Source organism: Rhodococcus sp. KB6 (assembly GCF_001445685.1).
Taxonomy (GTDB): domain Bacteria; phylum Actinomycetota; class Actinomycetes; order Mycobacteriales; family Mycobacteriaceae; genus Rhodococcus_F; species Rhodococcus_F qingshengii.
Window position 1 is genome coordinate 522,409 of record NZ_LNAK01000154.1, and the last position, 18,523, is coordinate 540,931.

Annotated in this window: 14 protein-coding genes and 1 riboswitch; of the genes, 8 read left to right on the forward strand and 6 right to left on the reverse strand. The window is 63.1% G+C overall.

All coding sequences use genetic code 11. From position 1 onward, the window contains the following. Positions 1 to 78 precede the first annotated feature (78 nt). The 4 genes from ASU23_RS29830 to ASU23_RS29845 all read left to right on the forward strand — a co-directional run bounded on the left by ASU23_RS29830 (position 79) and on the right by ASU23_RS29845 (position 3,746). Complete coding sequence (locus tag ASU23_RS29830) at positions 79 to 1,200, forward strand: DUF475 domain-containing protein (protein ID WP_003941145.1); 1,122 nt, start codon at positions 79 to 81, stop codon at positions 1,198 to 1,200. Positions 1,201 to 1,375: 175 nt separating this feature from the next. Then, entirely contained in the window at positions 1,376 to 1,852 is a 477-nt protein-coding gene (locus ASU23_RS29835; RefSeq protein WP_058039272.1) for a GNAT family N-acetyltransferase, read from the forward strand. A gap of 18 nt (positions 1,853 to 1,870) precedes the next feature. After that, a complete protein-coding gene (locus ASU23_RS29840) occupies positions 1,871 to 2,320 on the forward strand; it encodes a GNAT family N-acetyltransferase (RefSeq protein ID WP_058039273.1) in 450 nt (149 codons plus the stop codon). A 64-nt stretch (positions 2,321 to 2,384) separates the two neighbouring features. Then, entirely contained in the window at positions 2,385 to 3,746 is a 1,362-nt protein-coding gene (locus ASU23_RS29845; RefSeq protein WP_058039274.1) for a lipase family protein, read from the forward strand. A gap of 18 nt (positions 3,747 to 3,764) precedes the next feature. Here ASU23_RS29845 and ASU23_RS29850 read toward each other — a convergent pair whose 3' ends face one another. From ASU23_RS29850 to ASU23_RS29860, 3 genes are all read right to left on the reverse strand, one after another. Beyond that, the gene (locus ASU23_RS29850) at positions 3,765 to 4,469 is read right to left on the reverse strand and encodes an MgtC/SapB family protein (RefSeq protein WP_058039275.1); all 705 of its coding nucleotides are present in this window, start codon (positions 4,467 to 4,469) and stop codon (positions 3,765 to 3,767) included. 9 nt (positions 4,470 to 4,478) lie between these two features. Beyond that, on the reverse strand, positions 4,479 to 7,172 hold the full coding sequence (gene mgtA / locus ASU23_RS29855; protein WP_054187875.1) for a magnesium-translocating P-type ATPase: 2,694 nt from the start codon (positions 7,170 to 7,172) through the stop codon (positions 4,479 to 4,481). 348 nt (positions 7,173 to 7,520) lie between these two features. After that, positions 7,521 to 7,694: riboswitch (M-box (ykoK) riboswitch) on the reverse strand. Between the two features lie 45 nt (positions 7,695 to 7,739). Beyond that, entirely contained in the window at positions 7,740 to 8,324 is a 585-nt protein-coding gene (locus ASU23_RS29860) for a TetR/AcrR family transcriptional regulator (protein ID WP_029254386.1), read from the reverse strand. 126 nt (positions 8,325 to 8,450) lie between these two features. Between ASU23_RS29860 and ASU23_RS29865 the strand changes: the two genes are divergently transcribed. From ASU23_RS29865 to dszD, 3 genes are all read left to right on the forward strand, one after another. Continuing rightward, on the forward strand, positions 8,451 to 9,554 hold the full coding sequence (locus ASU23_RS29865; RefSeq protein ID WP_050655993.1) for a hypothetical protein: 1,104 nt from the start codon (positions 8,451 to 8,453) through the stop codon (positions 9,552 to 9,554). 15 nt (positions 9,555 to 9,569) lie between these two features. Next, positions 9,570 to 10,043, forward strand: coding sequence for a YbaK/EbsC family protein (locus tag ASU23_RS29870; RefSeq protein WP_019746727.1), 474 nt, complete (start codon positions 9,570 to 9,572; stop codon positions 10,041 to 10,043). 208 nt (positions 10,044 to 10,251) lie between these two features. Next, a complete protein-coding gene (gene dszD / locus ASU23_RS29875; RefSeq protein ID WP_003941189.1) occupies positions 10,252 to 10,830 on the forward strand; it encodes an NADH:FMN oxidoreductase DszD in 579 nt (192 codons plus the stop codon). Between the two features lie 52 nt (positions 10,831 to 10,882). On the opposite strand, the gene ASU23_RS29880 is transcribed toward dszD, so the two are convergent. Next, entirely contained in the window at positions 10,883 to 12,328 is a 1,446-nt protein-coding gene (locus ASU23_RS29880) for an NAD-dependent succinate-semialdehyde dehydrogenase (RefSeq protein ID WP_042922728.1), read from the reverse strand. Between the two features lies 1 nt (position 12,329). Continuing rightward, positions 12,330 to 13,694, reverse strand: a complete 1,365-nt coding sequence (gene gabT, locus ASU23_RS29885; RefSeq protein WP_007727077.1) for a 4-aminobutyrate--2-oxoglutarate transaminase — start codon at positions 13,692 to 13,694, stop codon at positions 12,330 to 12,332. Positions 13,695 to 13,822: 128 nt separating this feature from the next. Between gabT and ASU23_RS29890 the strand changes: the two genes are divergently transcribed. Beyond that, positions 13,823 to 15,340, forward strand: a complete 1,518-nt coding sequence (locus tag ASU23_RS29890) for a PucR family transcriptional regulator (RefSeq protein WP_058039276.1) — start codon at positions 13,823 to 13,825, stop codon at positions 15,338 to 15,340. Here the strand turns inward: ASU23_RS29890 and ASU23_RS29895 are convergent. Next, positions 15,317 to 18,508: an NAD-glutamate dehydrogenase domain-containing protein gene (locus tag ASU23_RS29895; RefSeq protein ID WP_058039277.1), complete on the reverse strand. Its 3,192-nt coding sequence runs from the start codon at positions 18,506 to 18,508 to the stop codon at positions 15,317 to 15,319. The genes ASU23_RS29890 and ASU23_RS29895 overlap by 24 nt on opposite strands. Positions 18,509 to 18,523 lie beyond the last annotated feature (15 nt).

An 18,523-nucleotide genomic window follows, 5' to 3' on the forward strand; every position in this document is an offset into this window, starting at 1 on the left:
CGTTTTCACGTTCGGATGCGGTGAGAGACCGCTTGCAGTAACCACTCTGCATTGACCAACTAGAAAGGGCCACGCTCCGTGGTACTGCGAATATTCGGTTTATCCATCGCAATTTCGATCCTCGCGATGATCGTTGCGTTCATCTACGGCGGACCCGAGGCACTGTTCCTCGTCATCATCCTGTCGATTCTGGAAATCTCGCTTTCCTTCGACAACGCCGTCATCAACGCCACTGTTCTGCAAAGAATGAGTGAATTCTGGCAGAAGATCTTCCTCACCATCGGCGTCATCATCGCCGTCTTCGGTATGCGTCTGGTGTTCCCGCTCGTGATCGTCTGGGCTGCATCCGGTCTCGGACCCGTAGCTGCACTCGACCTCGCACTGAACCCGCCTGCGGACGACGCCGCGTACTTCGCCAACGGCGAGCCGAGCTACGAAACCATCCTCACCGACGCTCACCCGCAGATCGCTGCCTTCGGTGGCATGTTCCTGCTGATGCTCTTCCTCGGATTCATCTTCGAAGAGCGTGAGATCACCTGGCTGTCCTGGCTGGAGAAGCCGCTCGCTCGCATCGGCAAGCTCGATCAGCTCTCCGTCGTCGTGGCCGGCATCGTCCTGGTTCTCAGTGGTTCTTTCCTCGCTGCTGACGACAAGGTCTCCACCGTCATGATCTCGGGCGTTCTGGGCATGATCACCTACATCGCGGTCAACGGATTGGGTGAACTGTTCAATCTGCCGGAAGAAGGCGAAGAGGAAGAAACCGCCAAGTCCGGCGGCCCCACGCAGCTCGCGAAAGCGACCGGTAAGGCCGGCTTCTTCCTGTTCCTCTACCTCGAGGTCCTCGACGCGTCCTTCTCCTTCGACGGCGTCATCGGCGCATTCGCCATCACAGCAGACCCGATCATCATCGCCCTCGGCCTCGGCTTCGTCGGCGCGATGTTCGTCCGTTCCATCACGGTCTTCCTGGTCCGCAAGGGCACGCTCTCCGATTACGTCTACCTCGAGCACGGTGCGCACTGGGCCATCGGCGCTCTGGCCGTCATCTTGATGGTGTCCATCGGCGTTCACATCAACGAGATCATCACCGGCCTGGTCGGTGTCTTCTTGATCGGCGCTGCTTTCATCAGCAGCCTCATTCGCAACAAGCGAATCGCGAACGCAGATCCGAAGTTGGACGAGAACACTCCGGCAACTGTCTGACGTTCTTTTCACGAAACGCCCGCGACCAATTGGTTGCGGGCGTTTTGTTTGTTATGCCTGAATTGAAACTCTCTGCATTCCCAGCCGCGCGCCAATTGTTCAGCCGCGCGCCAAATTCAGCCTGCGGCTGAACAATTGCCCTGCGGGTGCGAAAAACCTATTCGTAAGGGAAACCATGAACGAGATAGTCATAGAGCGCGCAACGGACGAGGACGCCGCGGAAATCCTTGTTCTACAACGCTGTTGCTGGGTTTCGGAAGCAATCTCCAACAACAGCATGGACATACCCCCGCTCCACGAGGACCTACCCACGGTCCGAGCCTGGGTTCAGGAGTCGACTGTCTGGACCGCACGACGCGGCGGCCGGCTCGTCGGGGCCGTGCGAGGAACCGCGGACGGAACCGCATGGCAGATCGGTCGCCTCATGGTGGCACCGGACTTGGCGGGCAACGGCCTCGGCCGACGCCTCTTGCAGCACGTGGAACAGAACGCTCCGGAGCGCATCACACGTTTCGAGCTGTTCACCGGAAGCAGGAGCCTGCGGAACATTCTCCTGTACACCCGAGCGGGCTACTCCCAATTGCCGCCGGACCCCAGCCACATCCCCGGAGTCGTCTACCTGTCCAAGCCGAACGCCATCAACTCCGACTGAACGGCGATACTGACTTCTGTGGTGAACATTCGCGTCGCAGCGCAGACAGACTTGCCGTTCTTACGTGAGCACGACTCGCACGTCGGTGCCGAGGAACTCGCGTCAGTGGTCCAACGCGGCCGGATACTCATCGCCGAGGACAACGGTAATCCAATCGGATGGCTGCGCTGGGGCTTGTTCTGGGACGAGATTCCGTTCATGAACATGCTGACCGTCCTGTCTTCGAACCGCGGCCAAGGCATCGGGCGCGCTTTGGTCACAGATTGGGAAAAACGCATGAGCCGCGCGGGACATTCGCAGGTCCTCACCTCCACACTCGCCGACGAATCAGCCCAGAACTTCTATCGCGCAATGGGATACACCGACGCGGGAGTTCTTTTACTCCCAGGCGAGTCCTCCGAAATCTTCCTACGTCGAGACCTCGGTACGACGACCGATCTGACCGATCCCCACATTACCCACGAGTAATATATGGTGGTCGTCACACCACGATCTCAGGGTGGGGCGTGGCACACCAATGTGGAGGACGAGTATGTCGTCAAGGGTCTTATCTCGCGCAGTTGTCGGAGTACTCGCGCTTGCACTGACAGGCGTCGGCGCACCGGTAGCGCTCGCGCAGCCAGTCCTTGCCAAGTCCCCCGATGACGGTTTCTACAGCTACGACGGCGCGGCACCCCTCTCGTCGTACGCCCCGGGTGCGGTACTCGAGACTCGCACCGTGCCGTACACCATTCTCAACATCCCGACCCCGATACAGGCAGTGCAGGTTCTCTACCGATCAACCGACGCCCTCGGTCAGCCGTCGGCCAACGTCACCTCGATCCTGCGCCCGGCCAACGCTCAACCGGATAAAGTTGTTTCGTACCAATCCTTTTACGATTCACTGAACCCCGACGACAGTCCGTCGCGGGCCATCGCGGGCAACACCCCGATCGGAGATTGGACGCCGAGTGGGCGCAATTTCAACGTCGGCGGAACCTTCACGTCCATCGAGGCAGCCTTGTTCGGGCCGCTCTTCGCCCTCGGCTACACGATCGTCGTCCCGGACACCGAAGGCCCGGATGCAAACTTCGCTGCCGGACCCGAATACGGGATGATGACGCTCGACGCTCTGCGTGCCGCCCGCGATGTCCCGGAAACCGGAATCACCGACGACGCAGAGATCGCGCTGATGGGTTACTCCGGCGGAGCGATCGCCACCAACTGGGCTTCGATCCTCGCTCCCGCATATGCACCGGAGATCAACGACAACTTGATCGGTGCCGCGCAGGGCGGCGTGCTGGTCAATCCGGCCAACAACCTTCGCTACGCGAGCGGAAGCATCGGGTGGGGTGGCGTTGTCGGCATGGCAGTCGTCGGCGTTGCGCGTTCGTACGACATCGATTTCGGGAAGTATCTCAGCGACCGTGGACGCGACGTCATGGCTCGACTCGAAGACGCGTCCATCGGCAATGTGCTGGCACAGTATCCCGGACTGACCTGGCAGGATCTGGTCAAACCCGAGTACGCCGATCCCAATACGGTTCCCGAGTACGTCGATGTCGTGAACAAGATCAACATGGGCACCGCGGCGACACCGACCATTCCGATGTTCATCGCGCAGGCGGCCAACGGCACCATCGAGGGCACCCAACCCGGCGGCCCCGGTGTCGGAGCGGGAGACGGCGTGATGATCACGGGCGACGTCCGCGCCCTCGCGCGCAAGTACTGCGACGCCGGCCTGGCGATTCAGTACGACCAGTACGACACCATCAGCCACTTCCTCGGCGCCATGCTCTGGCTCCCCGGTGCGCTCGCCTGGGTCGACGACCGCTTGAACGGCAAGCCTGCACCGTCCAACTGCGCGAACATTGCACCGGGGAACTCACTTGCGCCGCAAGAACATGCGCACTGACTGACAGCGAGCCTGAATCTACTTCGACGGTTCCACCTCCCACCGAACGTGAGTCACCAACGGTTCAAGGCTAAGTCGGCTGACGGCGGATTCCAGGAGTCCGTCGTCTCGCTCCGCGGCAGCCAGTTCGGCCACCACCCGCACGCGGTCGCTGTCCGGGATGTCGAAGGACTGCACTGACCGGAGCTGAAACTCGGGCCTCGAAACGGACTGCACGGTAAGACCTCTGATGTGAGCTTCGGCGTCGCCGTGACAGGTCACCTCGAAGGTGTAGTCCGCGGGTGGTTCTTCGCGTCCGGTTCGGGCAGGCTGGTGATCCATCATCCGGCCCAACGGCCTCAACAGCGTGTTCGCCAACATGATTGCGCCGGCACCGAACACCGCGACCCAGTACATTCCGCCGCCGGCCAGTGCGCCGACGGCGGCCGTGGCCCACAGAGTGGCGGCAGTGTTCAGGCCGGTGACCGACGCACCCTGCTTCATGATCACTCCAGCACCGAGGAAACCGATCCCCGAGACGATCTGCGCTGCGACGCGCGTCGGATCGGCGTCCGGGCCCTGAAACCCGTACGCGCCCATGATGACGAAGAGCGTCGCACCCAAGCTCACCAACGCGTTGGTTCGCAGACCCGCCATCCTTGCGCGCCATTGCCTTTCGATCCCGACGGCAGCGCCGAGGACGAGCCCGAGCGCTATCCGCACAAGGATGACGTGGATTTCCACGGTGAACTCCTAGAGCCAGGTCGCGAATCGACGGATGAACATTCCCTTGGCCACCTGCGTGACGACGCAGTATGCCGCGAGAGTGAGGACCAGCCACGGGAAGTAGTTCCACGGCAGTGAAACCAACCCGAGGGAATGACCCCAGGACGTGAACGGGAACACCAGCGCGAAGACGCAGGCGGCGCCTGTGCTGAGCAGTACCGGCAGCGATGCACGCGACTGGATGAACGGGATCTTGCGGGTGCGGATCATGTGAACGATCAGCGTCTGCGAGATCAATGACTCGATGAACCAACCCGATTGGAACAGCGCTGCATGCTCGGGAGAGTTGGCGGCGAACACGAACCACATCAGCGCGAACGTCGAGATATCGAAGATCGAACTGATCGGGCCGATGAACACCATGAACCGGCGAAGGCTCTTGGTCTCCCACTTGCGGGGCTTCGCGAGGAAGTCGTCGTCGACACGGTCCCACGGGATCGTGAGCATCGAGAGATCGTAGATCAGGTTCTGCAACAACAGAACTACGGGAATCATGGGGATGAACGGCAGCAGGGCACTGGCGACGAGCACCGAGAAGACGTTCCCGAAGTTCGACGACGCAGTCATCTTGATGTACTTCTGGATGTTTCCGAAGGTACGACGCCCTTCGATGACTCCTTGTTCGAGTACACCGAGGTCCTTCTCCAGCAAGATGATGTCCGCGGATTCGCGGGCGATGTCCGCCGCTGTGTCAACGGAGATGCCGACGTCCGCAGCCCGCAGTGCGGGTGCGTCGTTGACACCGTCACCGAGGAAACCAACCGTGTGGCCGACCCGGCGCAGCGATTCGACAATGCGTGCCTTCTGCATCGGATCCGTCTTCGCGAATACGGTTGTCCGCTGCACCAACTCGTCGAGGGCGTCGTCGCTCAACGCTTCGATCTCGGCGCCGGATACAACAGCTCCCACGTCGATACCGACTTTGCCGCAGACGGTTTCGGCGACCAGTTCGTTGTCACCCGTCACTACCTTGACCGCGACTCCGTGGCTCGCGAGGGCTTCGATCGCCCCGGCCGCAGATTCCTTCGGCGGGTCGAGGAAGGCCAGCAGTCCAACCAGGGTCATGCCCTCTTCGTCGGCCGTCGAGTACTCGCGGCGCTGCTCTTCGACGACTGTCTTGGTTGCCACCGCAAGCACTCGCTTACCTTGACCGTTCAGCTCCGCGACCAGACGGTCGACTCGGGCCAGCCATCCCGGTGTCAATTGGTGGGTCACCCCGTCCAGTTCCACCGATTCACAGACCGAAAGGAGCTCTTCCACTGCACCTTTGGTTACGATCAGATCGGCGTCTCCGTGGTCGACCACCACGGAGAGTCGACGGCGCTTGAAGTCGAAGGGAATCTCGTCCACCAACCCGTGGCGACGCGAGATCTCCTCGACCACTTCGGGACCGGCGGCCTCGATCACCGCGTCGTCGAGAAGACTGCGCAATCCGGTCTGATTCACGGAATTGACCGCCGCTAGCCGCAATACGTCCTCGGACTTACGTCCGGCAGTATCGAGATGCTCACCGAGAACGATGCGGTCCTCGGTGAGAGTTCCGGTCTTGTCCGTGCACAGAACGTCCATGGCACCGAAGTTCTGAATCGCGTTGATCTGCTTGACGATCACCTTCTTGCGCGACATGTGGAGCGCACCCTTGGCCAGGTTCGCCGTCACGATGAGCGGCAACATTTCCGGAGTCAACCCCACCGCGGTGGCGACGCCGAAGAGTAGTGCTTGGCTCCAGTCCTTGGTCAGTCCGTTGATGATGAACACCGCGGGAACCATGATCAGCATGAACTTGATCAGCAGGTAGCTGACACTGCGCACCCCGACGTCGAAGCTGGTTTCGGGTCGCTTGGACGCCAATTGTGCTGTCATGGCACCGAAGTAGGTCCGCTTGCCGGTGTGTACCGCAACGGCGGTGCCGCTGCCCGACACGACGGAAGTACCCATGAACCCGATGTTCTCGGCTTCGAGCAGGCGATCGACGTCGATCCCCGACGACGGGTCCGCCGACTTCTCGGCCGGCATCGATTCACCGCTGAGCATGGACTGATTGACCTGTAGATCCTTGGCCCGGATGATGCGGACATCGGCCGGGATCATGTCGCCGGCGGCAAGCTGGACTACATCACCTGGCAGTAACTGCTCGATCGGAATCTCAGCCGTGACCACGGTGTTGTTGATCTTGCGGGTGGCCGCGACGGTCGTCGTAACCATCGCCTTGAGCGCCTCGGCGGCGCGGCTCGAACGGTATTCCTGCCAGAACCTCAGTGAGACACTGACAAAGATCATCAACCCGAGAGTGATGATGCCCTCGTAGGAAGGACCGTCCTCGGGGTCCGCCCAGACCACGTCGGTCCCGACCATGATCAGGGCGAGGAATACCAGGATCAGGATGAACGGGTTCTTGAAGGCCCCCGCGAACTGCACGATTGCCGGCGCCGGGCGGTCGTGGCGGACATCGTTGCGCCCGTATTGCCGACGAAGATCGTCGATCTGATCGTCGCGAAGGCCGTTGGCCGTCGTGGTCAGATCGGCGAGGACGGTGCGCGTGTCCGAGGCCGAGTAGTCGACCAATTCCTGTGCGCTTTCCTTTGCCAGGACTGTTGAATGTGTTTGTTGTGCACTGTTTCTCGTGGGCCGTGGCCGCAATGCGAGAACGGAAAATGACATGACGAATCTCCTCGGCTGCCCGAACACGCCGGACCATGCCAGTGCATGAGGGCAGCAGAATGCGCTGAGCGACAATGGAAGTCGTCAGCGGACGCGGCAAAGCCGCGCAGATGAAGCCGAGGATGCAAAGAGTCAGTGACTGAAGAGCAAAAGACCGGGGTGAGCATCGTCGGCAAGAACAGAAGGATGGGTCGAATATCGACTCGGCGGGTCGTCCACGATGGTCACCTCCTGAAAGTTCGGGGCGTCCGATGACGCCACACAAAGTACATGCGCACAGCACACGCCAGGAGAACCGAATATCGACGTACTCTCGCCTTCGCCGGAAGAAACCGGCATCAAGCTGCGAAAACACCTCCACGTCCGAGTTTTGGCACTGCACGACGTGTCCCGATCAAGACCGGGAAGCCACTTTGGATCACCCCTTAAGCCGGGGAGATCTGTCCTAACCTTGGGCGTCTCTCGACGTCGTGAGATCAGTGGCCTGTGTTCGTGCAGAAGCCTCACCTAACGAGGTACTGCACCCAGAGGGTAGTTCTCAAATCCGTTGCCTGTCAACCGAGCAACTCAGACGGCGGGCAATCCTGCCCGTGCGACGGCGCCGGCGAAGAGTGCCGTCACGGCGGCACCCATCACGCTCTGATCAACTTCTTCCGGATCCACCGAGTGCTCGAGAACGAGCCCGGATATCAAGGCCATCAACGAGATTGCAGTGGTCCGCACATCGAAGGAATCGTCCACTCCCCATTCGCGGGCACGTTCACCGATCAACTCCACGAGTTGACTGCGCAAGTGGCGACGCTCACGTAAGTACGCCTGAGCGATCTGCGGATCACGTCCGGCGAGCACTCCGAATTCGAGGACGAGCAGTGACCACCCCGGGTCGTCGACCATCCACGTTGCAATGGCCTCGCCACCTTTGCCCGCCGCGTCGGCCGGGTTCATCCCGGCGATCTCGGCAAGCACACGGCCAGCCAGTTCGAGAGACCGTTGCGCGAACAGTTCGGCGAACAGATCCTGTTTCGACTCGAAGTTGGAGTAGACAGCCCCCTTGGTGAAGCCCGCTCGGCGAGCAACTTCAGTGAGACGTGCAGCACTGAATCCGCGCTCCGCAAACTCTTCCGCCGCAGCGTCGAGCAGTCTTTGCCGCACCACGTCACGTCCGGGGCGGGTTACCGGCGTCCAGTCCGGTTGACGAGATTCAGTCACGATACCTAGAGTATTCAATACCTCGGGTATTGACAAGCTCTTTACTTTCGACAAGATCAGGACTCTTTCGTGACCACTACGCATCCGGCACACGCCGCACCAGACAACAGCTCCACCCACGACGAACACCACCACGACAATCTGCTGGTGAAATACGGCGCACCCAAGGTGATGGCCGCGCTGTTCGTCGGCGTGCTCCTGCTGCAGATGGGCTTCATCCTCAGCTACGTCGCCGCCTTCCATCAGCCGACTCCGCGAGACATCGAAATCGCGGTCATCGCCGATCAGGGCACACCCGACGGCATGGATCAGCAGATCGCCGACAAACTCAACGCCATCGACGGCAGCCCGCTCGACGCTCAGGTGGTCGACAGCACGGCGACCGCTCGCCGCATGATCAACGACCGCGAGATCCAGGGCGCGTTTGTCGTCAACCCGGCCGGACCGGACACCCTGATCACCGCGAGCGCAGGCGGCAGCTCCATCGCGACGTCACTCGAAGCGGTGTTCACGAAGGTCGAGGCGACACAGGACCGACAGTTCGTCGTCCGCGACGAGATCCCCGTCGGAGCCCACGACAACCGCGGCCTCTCGGGCTTCTACCTCTCGGTCGGCTGGGTCGTCGGCGGCTATCTCCTCGCGGCAGCCATCGGACTGTTCATCGGTGCGCCGAAGACTCTCCGCCAGGCAAGCGCACACACGGGCGTGATCGCGATCTACTCGATCATCTCGGGAGCTCTCGGCGCCCTCATTACCTCACACGTACTCGGAACTTTCGCGGGCCACTGGTTCCCGCTGTGGATCCTGGGAACAGCCGTGGTGTTCGGCACCGCCATGTTCACACTCGGATTGCGCGCTGCCATCGGCGTTCTGGCAGTCCCGCTGGCTATCGCCGTCTTCGTGATTCTCGGCAATCCCAGTGCGGGAGGCGCATTCGGCTCCAACGTGATTCCCTCGTTCTATGCCGCCATCGGCCGATGGATCACACCTGGCGCCGGCACCGAAGGCGTGCGGAGCATCGTCTACTTCAACAACGTCGGCGTCGGCCAGCCTGCTCTGACGCTTTTCCTGTACGCACTGATCGGTGCGGTCATGCTGTTCGGCTTTACGATCCGTCGCAACCGAAAGTCCACCGACACGACGCCGACTCCAGCTGTGGCGAACGCCGACTAGTCCTAGTCTGAACTCATGACGAGCCTCCTCCACCCCAACGCCTCGCACGTCGCCGAAACACTGATCTCACGGGGTCACCACGGCGTCATCGTCACGCAGCCCGAAGCCACGCACACCGCGGCCGAGGCAGCGGCGGCCGTCGGGGTGGAGGTAGGCGCGATCACCAAGTCACTGGTGTTCCTTCTCGACGACGATCCGGTCCTGCTGCTGGTCTCCGGCGCGCATCAGGTGAATCTGAAGGCCACCGGCGAACGCCTCGAAGGCAAGCTCACGCGGGCGCCGCTGGAAATGGCGAAGTCGGCAACGGGCCAGCCGATCGGTGGGGTCGCTCCGCTCGGGCATCCCACCAACCTGCCCACCTACATCGATACAGCCCTCGAGCAGTACCCCGAATTGTGGGCAGCCGCCGGGCACCCCAACACGGTCTTTCGCACGACGTACTCCGAACTCCTCCGAATCACCGCCGGCCTCGCCGTCGACATGGACTGAAGCACTTCAGCCAACCCGGTCCGAAACCACTCAGACGTGCGTCCACCTATAGTTAGACGCACCATGTGCACTGCAACCAGGACCCCGGCCGGCAACCACTGGCGTCGACGGCACGTAGATCTGTGCCGCACCGACGCCTGTCTGTGTATGCCGAGCGCAGTCACCTCGACCACACCGCACACCTCGAGTTCCAGCCGGAGAGTTCCCGTTGTCTGACAAGCCGAATGCCGTTTCCAGCCACACCACCCCCGACGTCCCCGAAGTAGCGGCGACGCCCGAGTTGTCGACCGGCATCTGCGCGGGTGACTACCGCGCTGCGCTTCGCCGCCACCCCGCCGGTGTCACCGTCGTGACCCTCGATTCGGGTACCGGCCCGGTGGGTTTCACCGCCACTTCGTTCTCGTCCGTCTCCCTCGAGCCGCCGCTCGTCTCGTTCAACATCGCGGAGACGTCGTCGAGCATCAATGCGCTCAAGGCAGCCGAGTCCTTGGTGATCCACCTTCTCGGCGAACATCAGCAGCATCTGGCCCAGCGCTTTGCGCGTAGTGCCGATCAGCGTTTTGCAGACGAGTCACTGTGGGCAGTGCTCGACACCGGGGAGCCGGTGCTGCACGGCACCCCCAGCTGGATGCGCGTCAAGGTCGACCAGTTGATCCCTGTTGGCGATCACACGCTGGTCATCGGACTCGTCACGCGGGTTCACGCCGAAGAAGACGACGAATCCGCTGCCGCGCCGCTGCTCTACCACGAGGGCAAGTACTACCGCCCCACTCCGTTAGGTCAATAGACAACTGTGCGCCTTTATTAACCGCCCGCGGTTAATAAAGGCGCACAGCAAGTTAGAGCGCTACGTACTTGGTATCGAGATACTCGTCGATACCCTCGGTTCCGCCTTCACGGCCGAAGCCCGATTCCTTCACCCCACCGAACGGCGCGGCAGCATCGGAGATCGCGCCGCGGTTGACGCCCACCATGCCGGTGTCCAGCTTGGCCGAGACGCGCATCGCACGGTCGATGTCGCGGGTGTAGAAGTACGCCACGAGGCCGTATTCGGTGTTGTTCGCAGCCGCGATCGCTTCGTCTTCGGTGTCGAAACCGACCACTGCCGCAACGGGTCCGAAGATCTCTTCCTTCAGCAGGCGCGCGTCGGCGGGCACCTGGTCGAGGACCGTCGGGGTGAAGAAGAACCCGGGGCCTTCGGGTGCCGATCCACCGGTGCGAACGCGAGCACCCTTGGACACGGCGTCGTCGACGAGTCCGGTGACGGTTGCGAGCTGCTTGGTGTTGATCAGCGGTCCGATGTTGGTGCCCTCGGCGTCACCGGCGCCCACCTTCAAGGCCGCAACCTTGGCGGTGAACTTGTCGGTGAACTCTTCGCGCACCGAGTTGGCGACGTAGATGCGGTTGGCCGCGGTGCAGGCCTCGCCGCCGTTACGCATCTTCGCGAGCATTGCGCCGTCGACAGCTGCGTCGATGTCCGCGTCGTCGAAGACGATGAACGGTGCATTGCCACCGAGTTCCATCGACGTGCGGAGCAGCTTGTCAGCAGCATTGCGCACCAACAACTTTCCGACGCCAGTGGAGCCGGTGAAGGTGACCTTGCGCAGACGCGCATCTTCCATCAGCGGTCCACTGATGGAGGCCGCGTCGGACGTCGGGAGGATCGAGAGCACACCGTCGGGCAGACCGGCATCGGCGAACACCTGACCGAGGAGCTGCATGGTCAGCGGCGTGTCCTCGGCGGGCTTGACGATGATGGTGCAACCGGCAGCCAGCGCCGGTCCGATCTTGCGTGTGCCCATGGCGAGCGGGAAGTTCCACGGGGTGATCGCGAGGACCGGTCCGACGGCTTCCTTGGTGACCAGGATGCGACCGTTGCCGGCCGGAGCCTGCGTGAAACGTCCGCCGATGCGTACTGCTTCCTCGCTGAACCAGCGCAGGAATTCGCCGCCGTAGTTGACCTCACCGCGGCTCTCTGCCAACGACTTACCCATTTCCAGGGTCATCATCAGCGCGAAGTCCTCGGCGCGGGCGTGCAGCAATTCGAAGGCGGTGCGCAGAATCTCGCCGCGTACACGTGCCGGAGTGGCCGCCCAGTCTTCCTGCGCCGCAGCGGCGAGGTCGAGCGCACGGATACCGTCGGCAGCGGTGGCGTCGGCTACCTGGGCGAGTTCCTCACCCGTTGCCGGGTTGTAGACCGCAAAGGTCTTCTCGGCCGGGACGAGCTTGCCGCCGAGCCAGAGACCCTTGGGTACCGAGTCGAGAAGATCCGAGACGTTGGACATGTCAGTTCCCCTGTGCTGCAGTGCGGATGGCGGTCTCGAGGACGGTCAACGCGTCGTCGAGCAGCTCTTCGGAGATGACCAGCGGCGGGAGCAGACGGATGACGTTGCCGTAGGTACCGCAGGTGAGGATCACGACGCCGGCAGCGAGGCATTCGGCGGCGATCTTCTTGGTGATGTCTGCGTCCGGCTCCTGCCCACCGGGCTTGACCAACTCGATGGCGAGCATCGCGCCGCGACCGCGAACGTCACCGATGACGTCGAGTTCCTTTGCCAGTGCGTTCATTCGGCCGACGACGGTCGACTCGATGGTGCGTGCGCGGCCACAGAGGTCGAGCTCACGCATCTGGTCGATGGACGCCAATGCAGCGGCGCAGGCGACGGGGTTACCGCCGTAGGTGCCACCGAGGCCGCCGGGGTGGACAGCGTCGATGAGCTCGGCGCGGCCCGTGACAGCGGCGAGCGGCATGCCGCCTGCGATGCCCTTGGCGAGCGTGACCAGGTCGGGGACGATGCCCTCGTGATCGCTGGCGAACCAGGCGCCGGTACGAGCGAAGCCTGCCTGAACCTCGTCGGCGATGAAGACGACGCCGTTCTCCTTGGCCCACGCGACGAGCGTCGGGAGGAAGCCTTCTGCGGGAACGATGAATCCACCCTCACCCTGAATGGGCTCGATGAGGATGGCGGCGGTGTTGGCAGCGCCGACCTGCTTCTCGATCATCGTGATGGCGCGCTGTGCGGCCTGCTCACCGGTGATCTTGGAGCCGTCGACATTGAGGCCCTCGCGGTACGGGTAGGACATCGGGACGCGGTAGACCTCGGGGGCGAACGGACCGAAGCCGCTCTTGTACGGCATGGACTTCGAGGTCAGTGCCATCGTGAGGTTGGTGCGGCCGTGGTACGCGTGGTCGAAGACGACGACTGCGTCGCGACCGGTTGCGTGACGGGCGATCTTGACGGCGTTCTCGACGGCTTCTGCGCCGGAGTTGAACAGCACGGAACGCTTCTCGTGGTCACCGGGGGTGAGCTCGGCGAGACGCTCGGCGACCTCGACGTAGCCCTCGTACGGAGCGACCATGAAACAGGTGTGGGTGAAGTGCGCGACCTGATCCTGAACTGCGGACACGACGGCCGGGTTGGAGGCGCCGACGCTGGTCACCGCGATACCGGCACCGAGGTCGATCAGCGAGTTGCCGTCGACGTCGACGATGACTCCGCCGTCTGCGTCGGCGACGTAGACCGGGAGGGTGGATGCGACGCCGGCGCCGACGACCTTCTTACGGCGTTCGGCGAGCGCAGCCGAGCGCGGGCCCGGGAACTCCGTGACGATGCGACGCTCCTGCGGAAGCCGGTATTCGATTGCACTCATGTGACCACCCTCTCGGTTGTGTATTGCATTCGAGTATGCGACGCGCGAAGCATCGCAAGCACTGCCGAAATGGATACCCGGAGCTCCAGGGCTACTCCATATCGGCAACGACAGCTAGCCTTGATCAGGTGACGGTTCCGATCTCGTGGCTCTTGCGCCAGAAACACCTCTCGCTGGCTCTGCTCACCGACCGAGCAGCTGCCACCCACCCCGTCACGTTTGCACAGGCCACAGAGCTGACGGACCCCACCCCGTGGCTTTCCGGCGGCGAATTGGTGCTCACCACCGGGCTGGCACTGGTGGGCGCGGACGCCACCGACTACAGCGAGTACATCGACCGTCTGGCCGCCGCAGAAGTATCGGCTCTGGGTTTCGGGACCGGCCTTTCCCACGAGAGTGTGCCCACAGACCTGATTGCCGCCGCCCGCAGCCGCGGACTCCCCCTGCTGGAAGTGCCGTTCACGACCCCGTTCGCGGCAGTCACGCGCGCGGTGATGACCCGTCTGAGCCAGCAGGAATACGAATCGGTACTCCGCGCGGCAGAAGTACAGACGCGCATCACCCGCGTTGCACTGCGCGGTGGCGTGTCTGCCATCGTGCGCGAACTGGCCACGGCCACAAAAACTTCGGTGGCGTTTGTCGGAGATCGGATCACCGCGGTGCATCCGGCAAACCAGAAGTCGTTGATCACCGAGGTTCGCGCGGTCGCGGCGACCACCCGCGATCCCAACGCTCCGGCGTCGATCTCGCAGAGCACACCCGAACGGACGCTGACACTGTCCCCCGTCGGCGTCACCGACAGCTGGCACGGCTACCTCGCCATGGCGGGCGCCGGGCCCCTGAGCAATATCGACAGAGTGTTACTCGGGCATGCGGTCTCGCTGCTCACTCTCGAACTCGAGAAACCGGTTCGACTACGGGCCGAGCGAACTCGACTCAACGCCATGGCTTTCGGGCTCTTACTCGACGGCCGAATCCCCGAAGACAGTGTGCCGTCGTACTTGGACGAGGCAAGCGACACGCACGGCAACATTCGTGTCGTCCACGTTCGCGGATCCGGACTCGGCCCCGTTCTTCGCGAACTCGACAACGCTCTCGCGCGAGCAGGCCGGCCGTTGTTCGCGCAATCCGAGGACGGTTCGCTGACCGTCCTCCTCCGCGGAACCGACACAATCGACACCGCCAAAACACTACTGGCGCAGCTCTCCCCCACCGAAGCGAAAGCCGTGCGTGCCGGAATCAGCACCCCTCACCGTCTTCTGGACGCACCGCGCGCACTCGTCCAGGCCCGCGCCGCGGCCAATCTCACGACGGCCACTGCCCGCATTCTCGAGTTCGACGCTCTGAGTGGTTCGACGATTCTGGCATCCGAGCCTGCCCGTGAGGCACTGATCGCAATGGCTGCGGACACCATCCCGGTGCTGACCGAACACGACCAGGCACACGGAACCGCACTGGCCGCGTCTTTGCGCGCCTATCTCGAGGCAAACGGCCAATGGGAATCGGCCGCAGCCGAACTCGGTGTTCATCGGCACACCCTCCGAGGTCGCATCGCACGCATCGAGGAACTGCTGCAATGCGACCTCGGACAGGCCAGGGTCAGAGCCGAACTGCTGCTATCGCTACTCGCCTGGGAGGGCCGCTGAACCCTCCGCGGCGTGTACCGAAGCGAAGCTCGACGCACCGCGGACGAGTAGTTCGAGTTCGGCGTCGACCGTGCAGAGACGGGCGGTGTCCAGCGCTCCGCTGCGGCTCACGCTCGACATCAAAGCCGTGAACCGGCGCACCGCTTGCGGATTGGCGGCGGTCCACAACTCGACGACCTCCGGAATACCTTCACCGAGCGCACCGGACACGAGGTCCGCGAAACGCGCCGTCAACCTGGCATGGACGGCAGCGCTGCCCATGACCTCCCAATGCGAGGCACCGACGGCGACGTCGACGCCGCCGAGAACATCGCCCAGATCGAGAGCGTAGGAGAGTTCCCGATAGATCGCGGCTGCGGCCGCGGCCGTCGTATTCTCCTGCAGTGCAATGTCTGCCAGGGCGAGTGCTCCGAAAGACGCCTCGATGCGCTCGCTGGCCGGCAAACCGTCGGTGAGTTCCCGCACCGGGGCTGCCCACCGATCGATGTCGGCGCGCGGGTTCACGGTGAACCGGCCGGCTGCTCCCGGACGACGCAACACCCAGCTCATCTCGGATTCCAACAACTGCTGCAAGCGATCGAGAGCCTGCAACTGCTCGGTGGCGCGCAGCTCCGAGTTCAAGATCTCGCGCCGAAGTTCCTCGGTGCCGAGCACTTCGCTGACTACTGCGTAGGCCAGAGCCGCTTCCGGACTGTGGACTCCGAGGTGTTCCTCGAGCCGGAACAGCACGCCGGGGCCGACGCGGTTGACCAGTTCGTCGACAACCGAGGTGATGATGATGTCGCGGCCCAACCGATGTGCGCGGACCGCGTCCGGTGCTGCCTCGACGACGGAGAGCGGGAAGTACTGCGGGAGACGATCGGCGAAGATCTGATTGTCCGGGACGGTCGACGCCCCCAATTCCGCCGTCAGTACGTTCTTCGACTGCGCCACCAGCACAGCAAGTTCCGGCCGCAGGAGACCCTGCCCGGCACGCGCCCTGACCGCCAGCGCCTTGGAGTCGGGCAGAGATTCTTCCAGTCGCTTCATGGCGCCCGCCGAGACGAGGTTCTCGATCAACCGCTCGTGCTGATCGAGCAGGGCCGGTGCGCGGTGCTCGGCCAGGCTGATCGCGAGGGTCTGATCTTCACTGGCCTCGAGCACCGATGCGGCCACCTCGTCCTGGGCCGCCGCGAGTAGTTCATTGCGCGAGGTCGCTTCCAACTCTGCGAGTGCGATCTTGATGTTGACCTCACGGTCCGAGGTAGCCACGCCTGCCGCGTTGTCGATGAAGTCGGCGTTGATTCGTCCTCCGCCAGCGGCATATTCGATGCGGGCACGCTGGGTGAAACCCAGGTTGCCGCCCTCACCCACCACGGTTGCACGCAACTCGTCAGCGCTGACGCGAACTGCGTCGTTGGACGGATCGGCCGCGTCGACGTTGCTTTCGGTCGACGCTTTCACGTAGGTACCGACGCCGCCGTTCCACAACAGGTCCACCGGAGCACACAGGATCGCTCGGATCAGTTCCTGCGGGGTCAAGTTCTCCTCGGTGATTCCGAGGGCCGCACGCGCCTCGAGCGGAAGGCGGATCGACTTCGCGCTCCGCGGCCAGACGCCACCGCCCGGCGACATCACGGTGCGATCGAAGTCGTCCCAGGACGAGCGCGGCACGGTGAAGAGGCGAGCGCGTTCGGCAAAGCTCGTCTCGGTGTCGGGGTTCGGGTCGATGAAGATGTGGCGGTGATCGAATGCCGCGACCAGACGGATCTTGTGCGAGAGCAACATTCCGTTGCCGAACACGTCGCCGGACATGTCCCCGATACCCGCGACGGTGAACGGATCGGTGTCGACATCGAGGTCGCGCTCGGCGAAGTGCCGTCGTACCGCCACCCAGGCGCCGCGAGCGGTGATGCCCATCGCCTTGTGGTCGTAGCCGGCCGAACCGCCGGAAGCAAAAGCGTCGCCGAGCCAGAAACCACGCTCGACGGCGATGCCGTTCGCGACGTCCGAGAACCGTGCGGTCCCCTTGTCTGCTGCCACGACGAGATAGGAGTCTTCACCGTCGTACTCGATTACTTCTGCCGGGTGTACCGCAGCGCCGTCGACGATGTTGTCCACCACGTCCAGCAAGCCGCGAATGAAGGTGCTGTACGACTCCTGCACCTGCGCCGGAGTCGGTGACGACGTGCCCCGAACCACGAACGCGCCCTTGGCACCCGAAGGAACGATCGGGGAATTCTTCACGCTCTGGGTCTTCATGAGGCTCAGGGCCTCGGTGCGGTAGTCCTCGTATCGATCCGACCAACGCAGGCCGCCACGGGCGACGGAGGAACTACGCAGATGAACGCCTTCGACATTGGGTGCGCTGACGTAGATCTCGCGGAAGGGAACGGTCTTCTGCGGGGTGGAGAGCAACTGCGAGTCGATCTTGAACGACGCGTACGGCAGCGGGTCGCCGGACTCACCACGCAGGTACCAGTTCGTGCGCAGAGTCGCCTGCAGGAACGAACGAACGCCGCGCAAGACGCGATCCTCGTCGAGAGTGTCTGCACCGTCGACTGATTCGTCGATGGCCGCCGCCGCGGTGGCCACTGCTGTCTCCCGCAATCCTGCTACGGCGGGATCGAAACGCGCAGTGAAGAGTTCGATTGCCTGCCGTACGAAGCGTGGCTTCGCTGCCAACACTCCGACGATGTAGCTCTCGGACAGCCCGATACGAGCCTGAGCGAGGAAACGGCACGCAGCGCGCAGCAACTCTGCGTCGCGCCACGTGATGTCTGCTCGTCCGATCAGACTGGAGAATGCGTCCATCCGGGTCTGTTCGGCGATGACGGCTTCGAAGGCGTCCGCCATCTTCTCCAGCGCACTGCCGTCGAAGGTGCTCGGCTCGAAGGTGAAGTAATGCGCCGAACCCAGAACGGTCGGAAGCGGGCGGTGCGTCGAAACTCGGAGTCCGAGAGACTCGAAGTTCTCGCACAGATCGGAGAGGGAGGGCTCTCCGGACGGCCACAGCACCACACAGGTCAGATCGTCACTGTTCAGGTTGTCACCCTGACGGAAGACGAGTCGCTGGCCCGCTGCGGCCAATTCGGCGACCAGTTCGAGCGCCGGGTCACCGGATCGATCACCGCCTGCCGGTCTCGATTCTGCAGCTGCGGTCTTGGTCGCCGATGATGTGCTCGCCATTGAACACCCTCCTGG